We start from the raw sequence: 18,551 nt of genomic DNA, 5'->3' as shown, positions 1-18,551 counted from the left end.
CTTTTTTTTCTGGCTGGGCGAATCGTCGATGCAATGCGCCGCCGCGCTGATGTCGTTCGCACTCGGCGTGTGGGTCTATCAGCATTCCGGTTCGGTGACGGCTTTCTCGAACACGGTGATCGCCGCGACGCTGCCGTCGGTGCTGATCCTGCCGTTCGCGGGCGGCCTGGCCGATCGGATCGACCGCAAGCTCATCATCGTGTCGGCCAACGCGGCGCTCGCGCTGCTCACGCTGCTGCTGCTCGCGCTGTTGTTCGCGGACCGGCTGCAGCCGGTGCACCTGTATGCGTTCAACGCATGCGCGTCGGCGGTCGGCGCATTTCGGACACCTGCCAATCAGGCGTCGATCAATTCGATCGTCTCGAACGACGCGCTGACGCGCGCGAACGGCCTGATGGGTATCGGCAAGAACGTGTCGACGCTCGTCGCGCCGCTGCTAGGCGGGATCATCATGGGCGGCGCCGGCCTGAATGCGGTCTTCACGATCCATTTCGTCGCGAGCGTCGCGGCGATGCTGTGCGTGCTCAAGGCGCTGGGGCGTCCCGGCACGGCGTCCGTCGAGCCGGTGCGCGCGGGCCAGCCGCTGCGGCGCGATGTATTGGCGGGTATCGCGAGCGCGTTGCGCTTCTTCGAAGCGGAGCCGCTGATGCTCGGACTGCTCGGCTATGTAATGATCCAGAGCGCGCTGATCTCGCTTGCGACGATGATGATCGCACCGCTCGTGCTCGCGACGCATTCGAGCGCGCAGCTCGGGCTCGTCTACACGTCGGCTGCAATAGGCGGGCTCGCCGGCATGTCGCTCCTCGTCGCGACGACGAATCCGCGGCGCCTGATGCTGGTCGTCGTGTGCGCGGATGCGGTGCTGTCGGTCTGCATGCTGTCGATCGGCCTCGTGTCGGCCACGTCGTCGTACTGCGCGATCGCGTTCGTCGCGCTGGCGGCGGGCAGCGTCGCCGAAGGGTGCGCCAGCGCGCTGTGGCTGCGCAAGATCCCGGCGCGCAACAAGGCCAGTGTGCTGTCGTTCGTCAGCACGCTGATGATAGCGACGATGACGGTCGTCGTCGCGGTGGGCGGGTTCGTCGTCGACCGGGTGCTGGAGCCCGCGCTGTCGGCGGGCGGGACGTTCGCGCAGGCGGCGAACGCATGGCTCGGGATCGGCAAGGGTGGCGGCGTCTCGCTGTTGTTTGTCGCGGTGGGCGCGACGAGCGTGCTGCTGTGCGCGTGCATGTTCGCGCATCCGCGCATGCGACGGATCGACCTGCTGGTGCCGGACGATCGTTCGCTGAATGCGATCGACGTTCGCGAATTTCCTTCGGCGGAATGATCGATGCGAACTGACTGTTGATTGTCGGTGATGGCAATGAGTTGCCCGACGCTGCTTGCGGAATGCTTGCTTCCGTTTACTTCCTGGTTGCCCGACTCAGGCGGAAGGAAACCCGGTAGTCGATTTCTACCAGGCGCCTTATATTTGACATAATGCTGATGATCAATTTTTTTGATTGTAGTGGCTAGATTGAAATGTCCGCTTTGGGGGTGCAGCGGAATTCTTGGACTGGTTTATGTCGTCAGCCCGAGGCTCACCCGTACCCGATGCTCGACAGATCAATCGCGCGCCCTCGACGTCTTCCTTCCTGGATCCTTCAAGCAGCCAATGCCGGCGATGATTCATCCGCGACATCCAGGTTCGGATTGAAACGGGTCATGCAGTTCAGGTCAAGTGCGCGTATCTGCTCGATCATGAAGTCGACGAAGATACGAATGCGTGTCGGCAGATGTTGCCGACTGAGATAGCAGATATAGTGGCCGCGATCTTCCGGCAAATACTTCGCCAGCGCGACTACGAGTTCGTTCGATGCAAGGTGGTCGCGAATCTGATAGCCCGCCATCTGCGCGATACCCGCTCCGCGTAGAACCGCCTGCAACACCAGATCCGCGTCATTGAACGTGAGGCGGGACGTCGGCAAGTACTTTTGCATTCGGCCGTCGACGTTGAATTCCCATTCGAAGATGCGGCCGCTCGCAAATCGGAAGTTGATGCACTCGTGCCGGTCGAGATCCGCCAGACTCTTCGGGAGCCCGTGCCTCGCCACGTACGATGGTGCTGCGCAAAGCGCCATCTGCATCGGAATCAGTTGCCGCGCAATGATGCTGGAGTCCTCGATGCGGCCATTGCGAAACGCCACGTCGATCCGTTCCGACACCAGGTCGATCGGCCGGTCGTCGAGCAGCAGGTCGAAGACGATGTCGGGGTACGCCCGCGCAAACGTTTCCAGCAACGGCGCAACGATTTTCCGGCCAAACCCCACCGCCGAGCTGATACGGATCAGGCCGCGCGGCGGCCCCTGCCGCAGTTCCAGCATGTCGTTCATGGCCTCGACGATATGAGCGACACCCTGGTGGCAGTTCTCGAAGAATCGCTGGCCTTCGCTCGTCAGTTCGGTCATGCGCGTGGTCCGCTGAAACAGCCGCGTACTTAACTGCGCTTCGAGCTTCTGGACATTCCGGCTCACGGCCGGCCGTCCGACGCCGAGCCGTTCGGCAGCCTTGGTGAAGCTTCCCTCGCTCGCCACTGCAACGAAGGCAAGGATGCCTGCATAGCTCGCACCGAAGCTCGCGGACAGCGCATCGGCGCGACCGGTCAGGTCGCGACAAACGCCGTGCTCCGAAGGTTCCGAATGATTCATTTCCGCTTCCTCAGACATGTCGCTCACTCCGATTGCCCGTTGCCGGCGTGCGCCGGCGAACCGCTGCACATACGCGAATCAGCTTCTTGCGAGCCACTGGTCGAGACCGATGCGGCCGAGTTGCGCGCTCCCGAGCGGCACCAGCGATTTCTCCTCGACGCGGCCGCCGTAGTAACGGGCGTCGCGATCCGTCACCACCGCACGCGTATCGCCGACCGATTTCAGATACCGCGCGACGATCTCCGCGAACGGCGCGCGATCCGGGCCCGCAATCTCGACCGTGCCGTTCCGCGGCCCGGCGAGCGCGACCTGCGCGACGAGCGCCGACACGTCTTCCGCAGCGATCGGCTGAAACAGGCCGTCTCCGATGCGGACCGTGCCGTCTACCGTGCCGGCATCCGCGATGCCGCCGATGAATTCCATGAATTGCGTCGCGCGAACGATGGTGTACGGAACGCCCGCCGCTTCGATCGCCTGTTCCTGCGCGACCTTCGCCGCGAAATAGCCGTTCTCCGGCATGCGGTCGCAGCCGACGATCGACAACGCGACATGGTGGCGCACGCCGGCGGCCACTTCCGCCTTGCCGAGATTGCGTGCCGACGTGCGGAAGAAGTCCAGCACCGCCTGGGGCTCCCATGACGGCGCATTCGCCACGTCCACGACGACATCCGCGCCCGCCAATGCGTCGGCCAGGCCTTCGCCGGTGATGATATTGACGCCGGTGCGCGGCGAGGCAGCCAGCGCATGGTGGCCGGCTTCGCCGAGCAGCGCGACGACACGCGAGCCGATCAGGCCCGAACCACCGATGACAACGATCTTCATCACAAAATCTCCCGACGAATGAATTGCATTGGACTGCGAGGGGTACGCGACGGCGCCGGATCCGTTGAAAGGCGGTCATGACCGTCGCATGGCGTGCCGCAATTGTGAAAGAATCATGTCCTATCCATAAGTGCCAAGAATCGTCGATCGGACTGGTCCATACCGCATCTGTCCCTGTCCTGTTCGCGCCACCCGAGAGGCCGTGATGTCTGCGCAGACGCCCCCGCTGTCCATCGAAATCGACCGGCAACACCAGTTGCCCGTCTATCTGCAGATTTGCGAGCGGTTCAAGGCCGCGATCGCCGCCGGTCATCTGCGCCCCGGCGATCGCGTGCCCGCGCTGCGCGGCCTGGCGACGCAACTGAATACGGCGCGCGGCACGGTTGAGCAGGCCTACACGGTCCTGGTCGACGAGGGCTATCTGCAAATGCGCGGCGCGGCAGGCACGTTCGTCTCGCCGTCCCTGCCGGTCTCGCTGAGGCAGCCGCCGCCCGCCCCCGCCGAACACGCCGACCCGCAACGTGCGTCAGCCGGATCGAACGACACGCCGCCGCCACGCCGGGCGCAGCCGATCGCCGTCGCGCTGAGCGGCGAGCCGCGCCCGCTGCAACCGGGGCTCCCGGCGCTCGACGCATTTCCGCGCAAGGTCTGGCACCGGCTCGTGTCGCAGCGCGCGCGCAGCAGCGAACGCGCACTGCTCGGCTACCCGAATCCGGCCGGTTACCGGCCGCTGCGCGAACACATCGCCACTTATCTGACGCTGTCGCGCGGCGTCACCTGCGTGCCGGAACAGGTGTTCGTCACCGGCGGCTATCGCGCCACGCTGGAACTCATACTGCGCAGCCTCGCACGGGCGGACGAGCGCGTGTGGTTCGAGGATCCCGGCTATCTGCTCGCACGCGGGTTCCTGTCCGAGACCGGCGTACAACTCGTCCCCGTACCGGTGGACGCCGACGGGATCGACGTCGAACGCGGCATGCAGCTGGACGCGCAGGCACGCTTCGCGGTGGTGACGCCGTCGCATCAGAGCCCGCTCGGGCATACGCTGTCGCTGTCCCGCCGCATCGCGCTGCTCGACTGGGCCGAAAAAATGTCGGGGTGGATCGTCGAGGACGACTACGACAGCGAGTTTCGCTATCTCGGCCGCCCGCTGCCCGCGTTGAAGAGTCTCGACCGGCGCGATCGCGTGATCTATTGCAGTACCTTCAGCAAGGCGATGTACCCCGGTTTGCGGCTCGCCTACGCGGTCGTGCCGGAGCGCGCCGTGGAGCGCGTCGAACGCGTGGCGTGCAGCATGAATGCCGGGTCGCCGCCGCTCCTGCAGGCGGCGCTGGCCGATTTCATCGAACAGGGGCACTTTGCCCGCCATCTGAAGCGCATGCGCGCGCTGTACGGCGAGCGCCGCATGCTGATCGTGCATGCGTTGCGCCAGGCGTTCCGCGAGCGGCTGATCGTCGAATTTCCGGTGGGCGGCATCCAGTTCGCAGTGCGATTCACCGACGGGCCCGATGGGCCGGTCAACGACGTCGCCGTCGCCGCACGCGCGCGCGACGCCGGGCTTGCGGTCGTGCCGCTGTCGATCTGGTATGCGAACAGCCACACGCAGCTCACGCCGCGCGGCCTCGTCATCGGGTTCGCGAACATCGTCGACGCGGACGAAGCGCAGCGTCACGCGACAACGCTGCGCGCCTGCGTCGGCCGCTGACGCGCGGGCCGCAGTCCTGCGTCACGGCTCCGATTGGTGTCCGACGGGAAACATTGAATCACCCGCGACGGCCATATCGTCGCACGGTGCGCTCCGCTAGCATGGGGACGCCCTTTTCCATGGACGAACCTGGATTCGGGCTGCACCGGAAGATCGTCGCGCTCCGCATACGATCGTTCGCTCCGCCTGTTCGTGACGACGCCATCTGCCCGGGCCGTGCAGCCCCCTTTGCAACACGCTTCGACAAATGAACGGCCGGGAATCGAAGCATCGCTGAACTCGAGCACGCATCTTGACGTCCTCCTCTCCCTAAAGGGAGAGGATTCCCACACCTGGCGATGCACGTCCGCATCGGAGAATGTTCAACGCAGCGTTGGTATCTCGATCATGCTCGACACCACAGTCACCGCAGGCCCACTCTCTTATTCTCAGTCCCGCGATACCTTTCGGCCGCGTCGTGCTGTCTTGCGACCCGCACGCCGAACAGGACTGGGTCGAACCGCTTTCGTCGACTTCCTCGAACGTGGCTCCGTGCGCGATCGCTTTGTAGCGGAGCTTGTTTCGGAAGGACGACCAAGACGCGTCGTAGACGCTCTTCGCCATCCTGGTTCTGGCGAGTCTTGCGGCCGACACTTTGCCAACCGCGATGTAATCGAAACGCTGCACCAGATCGAGCGCGAGCTTGTGCTGGAAGTCGGCTCGGGCATTGGCGATCTTTGCGTGCAGCTTCGCGATATGTCGCTTGTGCTTTCGCGCTCGCTGGGCCTTTGCCAGCTTATCGGCCGCTCGCTGGCCGAACCGGTCGTTCGGCAGCTTCTCGCCCGTCGAAAGTGTGGCGAAGTTTTTCAGGCCGAGATCGATGCCCACACCGGAACGGATCGGGCGGGCCTGAGCATCGGGCATCTCAATCACGATGTTGAGAAACCAGTTGCCGCGTGCATCCTGCGCAAAGTTGGTCCCGTCCTTGATCTTGCCTTCGGGAAACAGCCGGCCGTTAAACACGCGGAAGGTGTTGCCGGCAAAACGAAACGCGTCACCCTCGCGCTTCAGGTCACGCCCCTTCAGCGGCACCCAGCCCAGCGATTTCCTGCCGCGATAGCGCAGGTAGGGCCGACGGCGCTGACTGCGCGACTTCGCGTATTGCTCGCACGTGGCGTTGACCGTGCCGGAGTGAATACCGAGTTCCTTGCTGCTCCCCGTCGTCAGCACGTTCAGGTCGAATCCCGTCGGCCACTTCTTGCCCCACTTGAGCACGTGCTTCTGCGTGTCGTTGCAGAAGTTCCAGACGTAGTTCACCGCGCGGCTCTGCTTGTTGAGCAGTCCGTTGAGCGATTTCACCTGGTAGCGATAGACAAGAATCATGCCGGTGATCCTAACCCGTGGAAGAAGCAGCCTGTCAACAGATTGCCTTTCCTCCCCGTCCTGAAGGACGGGGTTTCTCGGAGCAACTGATGAATGACAACAAGCTGCAGGCCCCTCCGTTCTCCCTCCTCGACAGGTATCGGGGGCGGGATTTCCAGCCGCTCTATACGACGAGCGTCATCGTGTCCGGTGGCGAGACGGGACACGGCCGCGCATCCGGCGTCGTGCGCTCGGACGACGGGAACCTCGCCGTCGATCTGCGCCTGCCCACCGAGTGGGGCGGCCCCGGCAATGGGACCAACCCCGAGCAATTGTTCGCGGCGGGCTTCGCCGCGTGCTTTCACGGTGCGCTGAACCTGCTCGAGCAACGCGCCGGCGTGGAATGCGCCGATACGGTCGTGGAGGTGCGGGTTTCGTTCGGCCGCGATCCGATGGACGGCGGCCATGCATTGCTCGTCGACGTCCGCGTCCGGATGCCCGGCGTCGATCAAGACATCGCGGAAGAACGGGTTCGAGCCGCGGAGCGCCTGTGCCCGTACGCAAAGATGGCCAGACAAGCCACCGTCAATGTCGTGACTGTCGTTGATTGACGCGACGCCCATCGGGCGGTAGCGGCACGGGTCCGCTGAAGACCTTCGTTGCTGCGCCGTCGCGCGGCGCCGCTGCGCCGCGCATTCGGGGACGCGCCGAGTCCTCGATGAGGCAAATGAAATGCATCTCGGAAAATCGTACAAGTTGTCGGAGTTCCTGATATGGACACGCTGGAACATCTACGCGCTCTTCGTCTTCGGGACTGTGCCGGTCATTCTGTACAAGTTTCTGTGCGTCACATGGTTGTCGATCCCGCTGACGATCGTGGTTCTCCTCGGAACCGCGACGTCGTTCATCGTCGGCTTCAAGAATGTCCAGACGTACAACCGCGCAACGGACGCGCTGGAAATCTGGACCGACATCGTGGGGAAGAGCCGACGCTGGGGCCAGCTCGCGCGCGATTTTGCCGGCGACGAAGCGATTTCCCGCACGTTGATCGATCGACACCTTGGATGGCTGACCGCGCTGCGATATGAACTGCGTCGCCCTCGGGTCTGGGAAAGCACGAGCAAACGCTACAACGCTGAGTACCGCCGGTTCTATCGCGTTCCGGAGTGGGAACAGGACATCGGGGAAGTGTTGCTGAAATACCTGTCGCCGTCCGAGACGGCACAGGCGCTCTCTTCTGCGTCCATCGCGACATTCGTGCTGAACTTGCAATGCAGTGCGCTCAGGACGCTTCACGCGGCCGGTCAACTGAATACGAGCTTCTATATGGAGCTTCACAAGACGATCGGGGAATTCATCGCGCTCCAGTCGAGATCGGAGCGTTTCAAGAACTTCCCGTATCCACGACAGTACGCGACCGTCAGCTCTCTGTTCGTCCGGTTCTTCTGCCTTTCCCTTCCGTTCGGTCTTCTGAACGAATTCAACCGTCTGAACGATGGCGTGGACGGCTTCATGCACGGCAACATGGTATGGCTGGTCGTGCCATGCAGCGTCGCGGTGTCGTGGATGTATACGTCGCTCGACCAGGTCGGCGAAAGCACCGAGAATCCGTTCGAAGGCGGTGCGAACGACGTTCCCATTTCGACGCTGTGCGGCACGATCGAGCGCGATCTGAAAGCGATGCTCGGAGATCGTGCCGACCATCCGTGCGACCACACGATCATCGCACTATAGGGAACTGGGCAGTTTCTCGCTGGCATGCGTGGCGAACGATTGGTGCCGAAGCGACAACAGAGTGCGCACGCGCCCGGTACTACTGGCCCACGGGACCCGCGATTACGATGGCTTCCAAGCGGGTCATGCGATCAATCGCGATACGCAGGGCCGGCAGTACCCACTTCCACAAATCAGGAGAACGGATCATGTCGCAACGCATCAACTACTTTCAGCAATCGCCGGAATTCACCAAGAAACTCGTCGAGCTCGACGGGTTGTTTCAGAAGACGACGATCGAAGCGCCGGTCCGCGAGCTCGTCGAGATTCGCGCATCACAACTGAACGGCTGCGCGTTCTGTGTCGACATGCACGTCAAGATGGCCCGGATCCACGGCGAGCGCGAACTGCGCATGCATCACGTCGCGATCTGGCGCGAGTCGACGCTCTTTTCGCCGCGCGAACGCGCCGCGCTCGCATGGACCGAAGCCCTGACGCATCTTCCGTCGGATGGCTTGGCGGATGATCTCTACGAGCGCGTGCGCACCCACTATTCGGAAAAGGAGCTGTCGGATCTGACCTTCCTCGTCGGTGCGATCAACTGCTGGAACCGCCTGAATGTCGCGTTCCGCATCGTGCCCGGATCGTTCGACAAGAGTTTCGGACTCGACAAGGCCAACCTGGAGTAACGACATGAAACGCATCATGCTCGCACTTGCACCGCTCGCGCTGTCGCTGCTGATGCCCGTTCAGCCGGCCGCCGCCGCGCCGCAAGCGACGGTTACAACGCTGACCACGGAGCCATTGCCCGAGTATCCGGGCAAGGAGGTCGAGATGATCGTCGTGGATTATCCGCCCGGCAGCGTCGATCCCGTTCATCGTCACGACGCGCACGCATTCGTCTATGTGCTGGACGGCAGCATCGTGATGGGCCTGAATGGCGGTAAGGAAGTCACGCTCCATGCCGGCGATACGTTCCATGAAGGCCCGAAGGACCTGCACACGGTCGGCCGAAATGCCAGCAGCACGAAGCCGGCAAGATTCGTCGTGTTCCTGATCAAGGACAAGGGGGCGCCGGTCCTCACGCCCGTGAATTAACGCAATCGTCGTCGAGGCCCGGCAACGCCGGGCCGCTTCCCCGGTTTCGGTCGAGGCAATGCGTCGCGATCGCGCGCTACCCAGGTCGTACTTTTTGACCATGCCGTGCCGTTCGGCTTACCCCACTTAATCAATAGGACTATTGAAGATGAGCGAAACAATCCGAAATGTGAAGCCGGTCACCGCCAACCTTGGAAAAGACGGAGCAGGCGAACTCGTGCCTTCCCGCTATGCCGTGCGCGTGGGTGACGTCGACGTCGTGTTGATCAGCGATGGCGTTTTGCCGCTGCCGACGTCCACCATGTCAACCAACGTGAGCGAAGCTGACCGCAACGAATGGTTCGATGGTCGTTTCCTCCAGCGCGACATGTTCGACTGGGCGCTGAATATCGCGCTTGTGCGTAGCGGCGAACGCCTGATCCTGATCGACTCGGGCGTGGGTGACGGATTCGAATACTTCTCGCGCGCCGGTCGATCGGTGATGCGCCTGGAAGCGGCCGGTATCGACCTGGCAGCGATCACCGATATCGTGATTACGCATATGCACATGGATCACGTCGGCGGACTGAACGTCAATGGCGTCAAGGCCAAGCTGCGCCACGACGTGCGCATTCACGTGTCGGCCACGGAAATCGAGTTCTGGAAAAACCCCGACTTCAGCAAGACGGTGATGCCGGAAACGGTACCTCCCGCGCTGCGCAAGGCTGCTGCAAAGTTCGTGGAACTCTACCGCGAAAACATCGTGCAGTTCGACCAGACCGTGGAAGTCGCCGCGGGCGTGTCGGCCCGCGTGACGGGTGGTCATACGCCGGGACACTGCGTCGTCGACATCGCGTCCAACGGCGAGAAGCTGACGTTCGTGGGCGACGCGATTTTCGAAGTCAACTTCGACAATCCCGATTGGCAAAACGGCTTCGAGCATGATCCTGAAGGCGCTATCAACGTGCGCATCGCGCTGCTCGACGAAGCGGCTGAAACCGGCTCACTGCTGGCCGCGGCGCATGTCGCGTTCCCCTCCATCGGTCACATTGCAAAAAGCGGTGAAGGCTTCCGTTTCGTGCCGGTGCAGTGGGACTACTGATCGACGCTCGGCTATCGACCAGCGTCGTACAGGTAGCCTTGACGATTGCCGGAGAACCGCCGCGAATTCACATGACTCGCGGCGGTTTCTTCATAAGTAATCGCTGGTCCGCGCTGTGGCCGCTCGTTCAAAGGCACTTGCACGCGCATCCTGCCAACGACGTTGCAGCGAAGGCAACACCGTGGTTCGCGCATCTGCCTTCCGGGGCGAATCGCTGCAAGATACGGTCGATACCGTTGTACTGAACGCTTACCCTTCAACGGAGCACCTCATGCGATCGAGGATTTTATTTCCCGCGCTTCTATGCACTTCAGCGGCACTGGCGGTCATCCCGGCGGCAGCCGGCGCGGCGCCGTTCACAATCAGGGTCGATGACCTCAGTCACGGACACTTTACGAACGAACACGTGTACGGAGGCTTTGGCTGTCACGGTCAGAACGTTTCGCCGCGCATTTCGTGGACTCACGTTCCGCGCGGCACGAAGAGCATCGTCGTGACGATTTTCGATCGCGATGCGCCGACCGGCGGGCTCGGCTGGACCCACTGGGAGATCGTCAATATTCCACCTTCGGCGTCGTCGATCGAAAAAGGCGCTTCCGGCAATCCGAAGTTCTTGCCGGCAGGCGCTGTCGAGACGTTGACGGACTTTGGCGAATCCAGATACGGTGGGCCCTGCCCGCCTCAGGGGGCGTCGCATCGATATGTCGTGACGGCATCGGCCCTGGACGTGGCAAGAATTGACGTGGCGCCAGCGGCGAGTCCTGCACTCGTCGCCTATCAGATGCACGGGAAAGTCATCGCTCAGGCGAAGTACGTCGCCCGATATCATCGCGCCTTGCCTAACGATTGATGGTTGCGGTTACGCCAATGACATTCCACCCTCTACGTTCAGATTGCGTGTCCGCCCAGACACATCACGCCGAACCTCCCTACTTTTGAACCGGCCAATTTCTTGGGTCAGGGTTACTCAGCGCCACCGCGTTCTCTGCACCATCGTCGCTTGGGCCGGTGATCTCGTCCAGCGCCCGATTGTTGGTGTACGGCCCGAACACACCTATCGACACCATCACGATCAGCATGCTGCCGCCGATCAGCACGAACACCGCTGACACCCCGGCGCGATCGAGCAGCAGTGCGACGATGAAACTGCTCGCGATTCCCGTCAGTCGGCCGATCGAATGCACGAAGCCGAGCGCGCGCCCGCGGATCTCGGTCGGAAACACTTCCGACTGGTACGCCGTGCCGTTGCTCGCGAGTACCGTGTTGGACAGCGTGACGAGCAGGCCGAACGCGATCACGAACGGAGCCTGCGCCGACATCGCGAACGCGGTGCCGAACAGCGCGACGCCGAACGCCGATGCGACGATCAGCCACTTGCGCTCGATCCGGTCGGCGAGCAGGCCGGTGACGAACGGCGACACCGGATACGCGAACGCGATCACGAACGCATACCAGAGGCTCTTCGTGACGGTCGCGCCTTGAGCTGCGAGCAGCGTCGGCAGCCACTGGCTGAAGCCGAAGAAGCCGATGCTCAGGAATGCATTGAACACGATCAGCATCGCCGTGCGGCCGCGGTGCCGCGCATCCCACATCGACGGCGCGCGCCGCGCGGCCGGCATGGCGACGGCCGGCATCCGGATCGCGGGCAGCGGCCGGCCGGATTCCCGCTCGACCGCCTGCTCGAGCCGCCGCAACACGGCTTCGGCATCGGCCTCGCGGCCCATGCTGGCTAGCCAGCGCGGCGACTCCGGCAGCCGCGACTGCAGCCACCAGACGACGACTGCGCCGCTGCTGCCGAGCAGCACGACCCAGCGCCACCCGGACATCCCGAGCGGGTCGCGCGGCACCCATAGCCACGACACCAGCGCAAGCACCGGCATCGCGAGATAGCCGATCGCGAAGCACAGCGCGAACGCACGGCCGCGCACTGCTTTCGGCACCAGCTCGGTCAGGAACGCGCCGATCGTGATCAGCTCCGCGCCGATACCGCAGCCCGCGATGAAGCGGCACACGAGAATGCCGAGCGCATGGGTCTGCACACACATCGCAAGGCTCGCCGCCGTGTAGAGCAGCAGCGCGGCGGTGAACAGTGCACGCCGTCCGAAGCGATCCGCGAGGCGCGACACGAACATCTCGCCGACAAACAGCCCGGCGAACGTCGCCGCGCCGAGCGCGCCCTGGTCGGACATGCCGAGCACGCCGTGCGAGCCAGCGTGAAAGATGCCGTCGCGGATCAGCCCCGGCGGCAGGTAGGTCATCTGGAACAGGTCGTAGACCTCGAAAAAACCGCCGACGCTCAGGAACAGCACGAGCGTCCAGATGCTGGCCGTCGCGGGCAGGCGGTCGATGCGCGCGGCGATCGACGCCGCATGGGAATGGGACATGGCGATTCCTCGATGATCCGCCGGCGCGGTCCGCGCGAAGCGGTGGACAGGCGCCGGCGCGCGTGCGCGCGGCGCCGGCGTTCATACGGTGGCGACCGGATTGACGGGCGACCCGACGAGCCCGCGCAGGTGCAGCGGCGGCGCAGTCAGCAGGAAGCGGTTGCGGCGATGCGCGCGCAGCCAGTCGGCGAGCGGCGTCAGGTGCCACAGCTCGCCGAGATGAATGCCCAGCTTGAACAGGCACAGCTCGTGCAGCGGCATCAGCGCACCGGGCCGCTCGCGCGCCGGCGCATGGCGCGGACGCTCCTCGATCGCGTGGTTGTCCGCCGCGAGCGCGGCGAGCCCCGACGCGTCGATCCATTCGAGCAGGCGCGGATCGTTGCCGTCGAGCACGCAGCACACGTCCGGCGCGCCGGGCTCGCCGCGCGCGTCGGCGTCGAGCAGGCGATCGGCGAAGCCGGTATGCACGCATACGATGTCGCCGCGCTCGACGACCACGTCGTCCTCGCGCAGTACCGCCATCCATTCCGCGTAGCCGATCTTGCGCCGCTCGTCGCCGAAGTGGCGGCGCAGGTCGACCAGCACGCCGCGCCCCTGCACGCCGGATTGCGCCATCACCTCAATGCCGAGCGCGCGCGCACCGCCGCGCGGCGCCCCCGCTTCGGGCACCTGGATGTGCTCGTCCATCCGGTAGCCGTTGTAGAACACGCGGGCGCGCTCGCCGTCGCCCGCCGGATCGAACAGCGAGCCGACGTGTGACAGAGCATCCCACTGCGTCGAGAACTGCGAGTGCATGCAGAACGAATCGTCGCAAACCACGTCGGTTGCGTTCGCAACCTGCTCGTCCGCGCGATAGCCGAAATACGGCTTGTCGCCGAGCAGCGCCGGCATGATCGCCGGCGGCCGGCGCCGCGCGTTCAGCCCGCCGCCGCGCGGCACGTCGAGCGGCAGGCTCAGCGAGAACACGCGGCCTTCGCGCACCTCCGCGACGCCGCGCAGCACCGCGTCGGTCGTCAGCCAGTTCAAGCGCCCTTTCTGATCGTCGGGGCCGAAGTCCCCCCAGTTCGAGCCGGGCGGGCGATGGGTCCAGCGTGGCTTCATGGTGTCTCCTCCATGCAATGTCCAGGGTGCGGCGGCCGTCGTTCGCGGCCGCTTCGCACGGCGCGCCTAGCGCGTGCGGATCACGCCCAGCCCGGCGAGCCGCTCGTATTCGCGTTCGCCGAGCAGCGGCAGCAGGATCTCGCGATTGTTCTCGCCGAGCGCGGGGGCCGGCCGGCGGAATGCACCGGGCGTGGCCGACAGGCGCGGTGTGATGTTGTGCATCGGCAGGCTGCCGACATCGTCGTCCGGCAACTCGACGAGCGCCTCGCGCTCGATCACGTAGTGATCTTCGACGATCTGCGCGATGTCCTGGATCGGCCCCACCGTCACGCCCGCTTCCTCGAAAAAGGCGAGATTGGCATCGAGATCGCGCGCGGCGATGAATTCGCCGACGATCGCATCGAGCGCCTCCGCGTGCCGCACGCGCTGCACGTTGGTCGCGTAGCGCGGATCGTCGATCAGGTCCGCTCGGCCAATCGCGCGGAACAGCCGCTCGGCCATCGCCTGCGTCGAGCTCGACAGGCACAGCCACTTGCCGTCGCGTGTGCGATACGCGTTGCGCGGCGCGGTATTCGACGAGCGGCTACCGGTGCGTGCCTTGATCTCGCCGGTCATCACGTAGTTCGCGGCGGCCGGCCCGAGGATCGACAGCAGCGGCTCGAACAGCGACACGTCGATCACTTGCCCCGCCGCACCGTGTGCGTCGCGCGCATGCAGCGCGACCAGCACGGCGATCGCACCGGACAGCCCGGCCGTCATGTCGCCGAGGAACATCGGCGGCAGCACCGGCTCGCGATCGGCGAAGCCGTTGATCGCCGCGAACCCCGCGTACCCTTCCGCGAGCGTGCCGAAGCCCGGCTTGTGACGGTACGGCCCTGTCTGCCCCCAGCCGGAGATCCGTGCGATCACCAGCTCGGGACGGATCGCGAGCAGGTCGTCCGGGCCGAGCCCCATCTTCTCGGCGACGCCGGGCTTGAAGCTCTCGACGAACACGTCCGCGTCGCGCACCAGCCGGCGGACGATGTCGATCCCCTCGGGCGCGCGCAGGTCGACGCACACGCTGCGCTTGTTGCGTCCGTACACCTTCCAGTTCGTGCTGATCCCGCCCGCGCCGACCGCGCGCAGCGTATCGCCGCGCTCGCTCTCGACCTTCACGACGTCCGCGCCGAAATCGGCGAGCTGCACGCTGAGCATGTTGCCCGCCATCAGGCGCGACAGATCGACGACGCGCACGCCCGCGAGCGGCCCCTGCGCGCCGGCGTCGAACGATTTCGGATGGATCGGGCCGGTGGACGCGCGACGGCGCGCGCCGGCCGCGTGAGCGGCCTGCGGGTCGGGAACGAACATGCTTGTCTCCTGGTTGGTGTGTGTCGTTCGATGCGGACTTCGAAGTGCGCGCGCTCGGCCGCGCGCCGGTACTACTCGAGCAGCACGCCGAGCTGATCGGCCGCGCGGAACGCCGCGCTCGCGGCGGGCAGATCGCCGCCCAGCGCATGCGTCAGCTCGGCGGCGGCCGCCTGCACGCGCGGCAGGTAGTCGGCCAGCACCTTCTTGTTGAAGCGATAGCGCGGCACGCCGAGCGAGATCGCGCCGCTCAGCACGCGGCCGACGCCGAACGCCGGGCACGCGATCGCCGCGCTTTCCGGGTCGCGCTCGGCGATCGACACCGCGTAGCCCTGCTCGGCCGTCTTCTCGTAGTCGCCGCCGCGCGTGCCGCTGAACGCGAGCAGCACGCGCCCGGCCGCGCCGACGTCGAGCGGAAAGCGGTCGCCCTCGCGCAGATGCGTGCGCACCGAGCGCTGCGCCTGGATGCGGAACAGGCACACGCGCTGATCCCCTTCGCGCACGTAGAACGCGGCCGTCTCGCCGGTTTGCACCGACAACGTCGACAGGATCGGCATCACGTACTCGCGCAGCTGGAACGACTCGCGATACATCATCCCGAGCTGGAACACGGCGGGCCCCAGCACGTAGCGCCCGTCCGGCAGGCGCTTGATGAAGCGGAACTGCTCGAGCGACTCGAACATCCGCAACAGCGTGCTCATGTTGAGCCCCGTCTCCTCGCTGACCTGCGCGAGCATCAGTCCGCCGGGTGCGTTGCCGAACGCCAGCAGCGCGGTCAGTGCTCGGTTGACCGCGGCCACGCCGCCCTCTGCGGGATTGCTTGTCTCCACCTTGTTCATGTCCACCTCGTGCGATGCCGCCGGAGTCGTGCCGCGTTACGGCGACCGACACCCCAAAAAAATGAAAGTCACTTTCATTATACGCAGATCATCGATGACATCAACATGAATCATCGCAGCTTCGCTCGCTCATCTTCCTGCGATCTCCATGGAAACTAGGCGTTAACGATAATCTTGACGAATGCCATCATCCATCACAAAAATGAAAGTGACTTTTATTTTTAGAGATCACTGATGAATTCGTCGCCTCAACCCGTCTGGCGCTCGTTGCTGTACGTCCCCGCCCACGTCCCCCGTTTCGTCGCTTCGGCCGCGGCGAGCGACGCCGATGCGCTGATCCTCGATCTCGAGGACAGCGTCCCGCCTGCGTGCAAGGAAGCCGCCCGCGACGGGCTGGCCGATGCCGTGCCGGCGCTGCGCGCGCCGGGTCGCGACGTGCTGGTGCGCGCCAACGGTCCGCTCGACCTGCTGGTGCACGACCTGCGCGCGGCCGTCCGGGCCGGCGTGGACGGCGTCGTGCTGCCGAAGGTGCGCGGCGGCTCGCACGTCGAGGCGATCGACGAACTGCTGGCCTCGCTCGAAGCGGAAAGCGGCGCGCCGCCGGGCCGCACGCGGATCGTCGCGATCGTCGAAACACCGCGCGCTTTCCAGGCGATGGACCGGATCGCGCGGGCGTCGCCGCGCGTCGTCGCGATGATGCTGGGCGGCGGCGACTTCGCGCTGAATTGCGAAAGCGGCGCGAGCGCCGACGTGCTGCGCGTGCCGAAGCAACTGCTGATCATCGCCGCGCGCGCGGCCGGCATTCTGCCGCTCGGCCTCATCGGCGGCCTCGACGAGCTGCACGATCTCGACGCGTTCGAGCGCATCGCGCGCGCGTCCGCGGAGCTCGGCTATGCGGGCGCGACCTGCATCCATCCGCTGCAGGTCGGCGCGCTCAACCGCGCGTTCCGGCCCGACGACGCCGCGGTGCGCGACGCGAACGCGGTCCTGGCCGCCTACGACGACGCGTGCGCGAACGGGCGCGGCGCGCTGCGCGTCGACGGCAGGATGGTCGACGCGCCGGGCGTCGCCCGCGCGAAGCGCGTGCTCGCGCGTCACGCGGCCGTGCAGGCGCGTGCCGAAGGCACGCCCCGGTGATGCGCGCGCCCTGCATCGCCGTGCTTCATCGCTGCGCAGGCGCACGTCGCCCAGTACGCGCGTGCGTCCCGCCGCGACGCAGCCGGTTCGCCGCCCGGCCCGGATAGCGTCGCCCCGCAGCACCCGCCGCGCCGCTCGACCGGCGCGACGCCGCAATCAAATAAATACAAACCCTGGAAGGAGACAAGCCATGGGCAAGCGAATGTCCGCATTGTGCGGACTGGGCCTCGTATCGGCCGGCGCCTGCGCGCAGAGCACGATCACGCTGTATGGCGTGGCCGACATCTATACGGAATTCCTCACCCACCAGGCCGCGCCCGGCGACAAGTCGTCGGCATCGCTCGTGCAGATGGCGTCGGGCGGCAAGAGCGGCTCGCGCTGGGGCCTGAAGGGCGTCGAGGATCTCGGCGGCGGCTGGCAGGCCGCGTTCCGGCTCGAAAGCGGCATCAACCTGAACAACGGTTCCGGTACCGGCGCGGGCGGCTTCGACCGCTCCGCGTGGGTCGGGCTGCAGCACGAGCGCTGGGGCACGCTGCGGCTCGGCCACCAGTATTCGACGCTGTTCGACGTCATGGAGCGCTATTCGCCGACGGGCGCGTACTCGACGCTGTACGAGCCGGCCGGCGCGATCGTCGGCGTCAACTTCCGCGAGAACAACGTCGCCAAGTACCTGGCGAAGATCGGCTCGCTGACACTCGAAACGCACTATTCGTTCGGCGGCACGCCCGGCGCGTTCCAGTCGAACGCCGCCTACGGCGCCGGCTTCGACTATGCCGGCGGTGCCCTCTCGTTCGCCGCCGCGTTCGACAACGTCAACACGCCGCAGCCGGGCGGCTTCGCGCATTTCCGGCGCTACGCCGCCGCCGCGATCGTGTCCGTCGACCGCGCGCAGCTGCTGGCCGGCGTCACGCATGGCCGCAGCGGCGTCGACGCGCCATCGGTCGTGACCCGCTACACGTTCTGGTGGGCCGGCGTGCGCTACGCGGTCACCCCTTACCTGCAGGCGATCGGCGCGTTCTACTACGAAGACATCCGCACGCAGAATCCGCCGAACGCGCGGACGCCCGCGCCGCACCCGGCCAACCCGCAGCAGGTCACGCTGCAGCTGAACTACTTCCTGTCGAAAGCCGTCACGCTGTACCTGGCGGGCGGCTACGCGCGCCGCGCCGCGCTCGACTTCGACAACTACAACTACAACTTCCTCCACTACACGCTGGCTGCCGACCGCGCCGGCAGCGCGGGCGCGGCACTCGGCCTGCGCAAGCTGTTCTGAGCCAGCCTCTCCCGCACTTTCAGGAACCT

17 protein-coding genes are annotated in these 18,551 nt (G+C 65.4%); 10 read left to right on the top strand and 7 right to left on the bottom strand.

Features of this window, described 5'->3' with window-relative positions; translation table 11 throughout:
• Window positions 1-28 precede the first annotated feature (28 nt).
• Entirely contained in the window at window positions 29-1,324 is a 1,296-nt protein-coding gene (locus tag AC5LXX_RS33165; protein ID WP_493414308.1) for an MFS transporter, read from the top strand.
• Window positions 1,325-1,640: 316 nt separating this feature from the next.
• On the opposite strand, the gene AC5LXX_RS33160 is transcribed toward AC5LXX_RS33165, so the two are convergent.
• Both AC5LXX_RS33160 and AC5LXX_RS33155 read right to left on the bottom strand, forming a co-directional pair.
• Complete coding sequence (locus AC5LXX_RS33160) at window positions 1,641-2,684, bottom strand: LysR family transcriptional regulator (protein ID WP_493414328.1); 1,044 nt, start codon at window positions 2,682-2,684, stop codon at window positions 1,641-1,643.
• Between the two features lie 78 nt (window positions 2,685-2,762).
• Window positions 2,763-3,506: an SDR family oxidoreductase gene (locus AC5LXX_RS33155; RefSeq protein WP_493414307.1), complete on the bottom strand. Its 744-nt coding sequence runs from the start codon at window positions 3,504-3,506 to the stop codon at window positions 2,763-2,765.
• 205 nt (window positions 3,507-3,711) lie between these two features.
• Here AC5LXX_RS33155 and pdxR point away from each other — a divergent pair, with 205 nt between their 5' ends.
• Complete coding sequence (gene pdxR, locus AC5LXX_RS33150; protein WP_493414306.1) at window positions 3,712-5,211, top strand: MocR-like pyridoxine biosynthesis transcription factor PdxR; 1,500 nt, start codon at window positions 3,712-3,714, stop codon at window positions 5,209-5,211.
• 309 nt (window positions 5,212-5,520) lie between these two features.
• Here the strand turns inward: pdxR and AC5LXX_RS33145 are convergent, their stop codons facing one another.
• Entirely contained in the window at window positions 5,521-6,573 is a 1,053-nt protein-coding gene (locus AC5LXX_RS33145; protein WP_493414305.1) for an RNA-guided endonuclease InsQ/TnpB family protein, read from the bottom strand.
• Window positions 6,574-6,662: 89 nt separating this feature from the next.
• Here AC5LXX_RS33145 and AC5LXX_RS33140 point away from each other — a divergent pair, with 89 nt between their 5' ends.
• The 6 genes from AC5LXX_RS33140 to AC5LXX_RS33115 all read left to right on the top strand — a co-directional run bounded on the left by AC5LXX_RS33140 (window position 6,663) and on the right by AC5LXX_RS33115 (window position 11,294).
• Window positions 6,663-7,163: an Ohr family peroxiredoxin gene (locus tag AC5LXX_RS33140; protein WP_493414304.1), complete on the top strand. Its 501-nt coding sequence runs from the start codon at window positions 6,663-6,665 to the stop codon at window positions 7,161-7,163.
• Window positions 7,164-7,284: 121 nt separating this feature from the next.
• Window positions 7,285-8,286 (top strand): bestrophin family protein, encoded by a 1,002-nt coding sequence (locus AC5LXX_RS33135; RefSeq protein ID WP_493414303.1) that lies wholly within the window; start codon window positions 7,285-7,287, stop codon window positions 8,284-8,286.
• Window positions 8,287-8,474: 188 nt separating this feature from the next.
• Entirely contained in the window at window positions 8,475-8,954 is a 480-nt protein-coding gene (locus AC5LXX_RS33130) for a carboxymuconolactone decarboxylase family protein (RefSeq protein WP_493414302.1), read from the top strand.
• Between the two features lie 4 nt (window positions 8,955-8,958).
• Window positions 8,959-9,363 carry a cupin domain-containing protein gene (locus AC5LXX_RS33125; protein WP_493414301.1) on the top strand — a complete coding sequence of 135 codons (405 nt, stop codon included), beginning with the start codon at window positions 8,959-8,961 and terminating at the stop codon, window positions 9,361-9,363.
• Between the two features lie 148 nt (window positions 9,364-9,511).
• Window positions 9,512-10,444: an MBL fold metallo-hydrolase gene (locus AC5LXX_RS33120; protein ID WP_493414300.1), complete on the top strand. Its 933-nt coding sequence runs from the start codon at window positions 9,512-9,514 to the stop codon at window positions 10,442-10,444.
• A gap of 271 nt (window positions 10,445-10,715) precedes the next feature.
• Window positions 10,716-11,294, top strand: coding sequence for a YbhB/YbcL family Raf kinase inhibitor-like protein (locus tag AC5LXX_RS33115; RefSeq protein ID WP_493414299.1), 579 nt, complete (start codon window positions 10,716-10,718; stop codon window positions 11,292-11,294).
• Between the two features lie 79 nt (window positions 11,295-11,373).
• Here the strand turns inward: AC5LXX_RS33115 and AC5LXX_RS33110 are convergent, their stop codons facing one another.
• From AC5LXX_RS33110 to AC5LXX_RS33095, 4 genes are all read right to left on the bottom strand, one after another.
• Window positions 11,374-12,828: an MFS transporter gene (locus AC5LXX_RS33110; RefSeq protein ID WP_493414298.1), complete on the bottom strand. Its 1,455-nt coding sequence runs from the start codon at window positions 12,826-12,828 to the stop codon at window positions 11,374-11,376.
• Window positions 12,829-12,909: 81 nt separating this feature from the next.
• A complete protein-coding gene (locus AC5LXX_RS33105) occupies window positions 12,910-13,929 on the bottom strand; it encodes a cyclase family protein (RefSeq protein ID WP_493414297.1) in 1,020 nt (339 codons plus the stop codon).
• A 66-nt stretch (window positions 13,930-13,995) separates the two neighbouring features.
• Window positions 13,996-15,276, bottom strand: a complete 1,281-nt coding sequence (locus AC5LXX_RS33100) for a CaiB/BaiF CoA transferase family protein (RefSeq protein WP_322080937.1) — start codon at window positions 15,274-15,276, stop codon at window positions 13,996-13,998.
• A gap of 71 nt (window positions 15,277-15,347) precedes the next feature.
• Entirely contained in the window at window positions 15,348-16,112 is a 765-nt protein-coding gene (locus AC5LXX_RS33095) for an IclR family transcriptional regulator (RefSeq protein WP_493414296.1), read from the bottom strand.
• Between the two features lie 234 nt (window positions 16,113-16,346).
• Here AC5LXX_RS33095 and AC5LXX_RS33090 point away from each other — a divergent pair, with 234 nt between their 5' ends.
• Window positions 16,347-17,249 carry an HpcH/HpaI aldolase/citrate lyase family protein gene (locus AC5LXX_RS33090; RefSeq protein ID WP_493414295.1) on the top strand — a complete coding sequence of 301 codons (903 nt, stop codon included), beginning with the start codon at window positions 16,347-16,349 and terminating at the stop codon, window positions 17,247-17,249.
• A gap of 190 nt (window positions 17,250-17,439) precedes the next feature.
• Window positions 17,440-18,522: a porin gene (locus AC5LXX_RS33085; RefSeq protein WP_493414294.1), complete on the top strand. Its 1,083-nt coding sequence runs from the start codon at window positions 17,440-17,442 to the stop codon at window positions 18,520-18,522.
• Window positions 18,523-18,551 lie beyond the last annotated feature (29 nt).

It is taken from the genome of Burkholderia torrens, assembly GCF_984668525.1.
The sequence above is the reverse complement of the archived record's forward strand: the minus strand, read 5'-3'. Positions and strand labels throughout refer to the sequence as shown.

Bases quoted from the DNA above. Each gene is read 5' to 3' on its own strand.
- AC5LXX_RS33100 (WP_322080937.1), bottom strand. From the start codon at position 15,276: ATGTTCGTTCCCGACCCGCAGGCCGCTCACGCGGCCGGCGCGCGCCGT.
- AC5LXX_RS33145 (WP_493414305.1), bottom strand. From the start codon at position 6,573: ATGATTCTTGTCTATCGCTACCAGGTGAAATCGCTCAACGGACTGCTC.
- AC5LXX_RS33135 (WP_493414303.1), top strand. From the start codon at position 7,285: ATGCATCTCGGAAAATCGTACAAGTTGTCGGAGTTCCTGATATGGACA.
- AC5LXX_RS33085 (WP_493414294.1), top strand. From the start codon at position 17,440: ATGGGCAAGCGAATGTCCGCATTGTGCGGACTGGGCCTCGTATCGGCC.
- AC5LXX_RS33090 (WP_493414295.1), top strand. From the start codon at position 16,347: ATGAATTCGTCGCCTCAACCCGTCTGGCGCTCGTTGCTGTACGTCCCC.
- AC5LXX_RS33110 (WP_493414298.1), bottom strand. From the start codon at position 12,828: ATGTCCCATTCCCATGCGGCGTCGATCGCCGCGCGCATCGACCGCCTG.
- AC5LXX_RS33155 (WP_493414307.1), bottom strand. From the start codon at position 3,506: ATGAAGATCGTTGTCATCGGTGGTTCGGGCCTGATCGGCTCGCGTGTC.
- AC5LXX_RS33165 (WP_493414308.1), top strand. From the start codon at position 29: ATGCAATGCGCCGCCGCGCTGATGTCGTTCGCACTCGGCGTGTGGGTC.
- AC5LXX_RS33095 (WP_493414296.1), bottom strand. From the start codon at position 16,112: ATGAACAAGGTGGAGACAAGCAATCCCGCAGAGGGCGGCGTGGCCGCG.
- AC5LXX_RS33115 (WP_493414299.1), top strand. From the start codon at position 10,716: ATGCGATCGAGGATTTTATTTCCCGCGCTTCTATGCACTTCAGCGGCA.
- AC5LXX_RS33140 (WP_493414304.1), top strand. From the start codon at position 6,663: ATGAATGACAACAAGCTGCAGGCCCCTCCGTTCTCCCTCCTCGACAGG.
- AC5LXX_RS33130 (WP_493414302.1), top strand. From the start codon at position 8,475: ATGTCGCAACGCATCAACTACTTTCAGCAATCGCCGGAATTCACCAAG.
- AC5LXX_RS33125 (WP_493414301.1), top strand. From the start codon at position 8,959: ATGAAACGCATCATGCTCGCACTTGCACCGCTCGCGCTGTCGCTGCTG.
- AC5LXX_RS33105 (WP_493414297.1), bottom strand. From the start codon at position 13,929: ATGAAGCCACGCTGGACCCATCGCCCGCCCGGCTCGAACTGGGGGGAC.
- pdxR (WP_493414306.1), top strand. From the start codon at position 3,712: ATGTCTGCGCAGACGCCCCCGCTGTCCATCGAAATCGACCGGCAACAC.
- AC5LXX_RS33160 (WP_493414328.1), bottom strand. From the start codon at position 2,684: ATGAATCATTCGGAACCTTCGGAGCACGGCGTTTGTCGCGACCTGACC.
- AC5LXX_RS33120 (WP_493414300.1), top strand. From the start codon at position 9,512: ATGAGCGAAACAATCCGAAATGTGAAGCCGGTCACCGCCAACCTTGGA.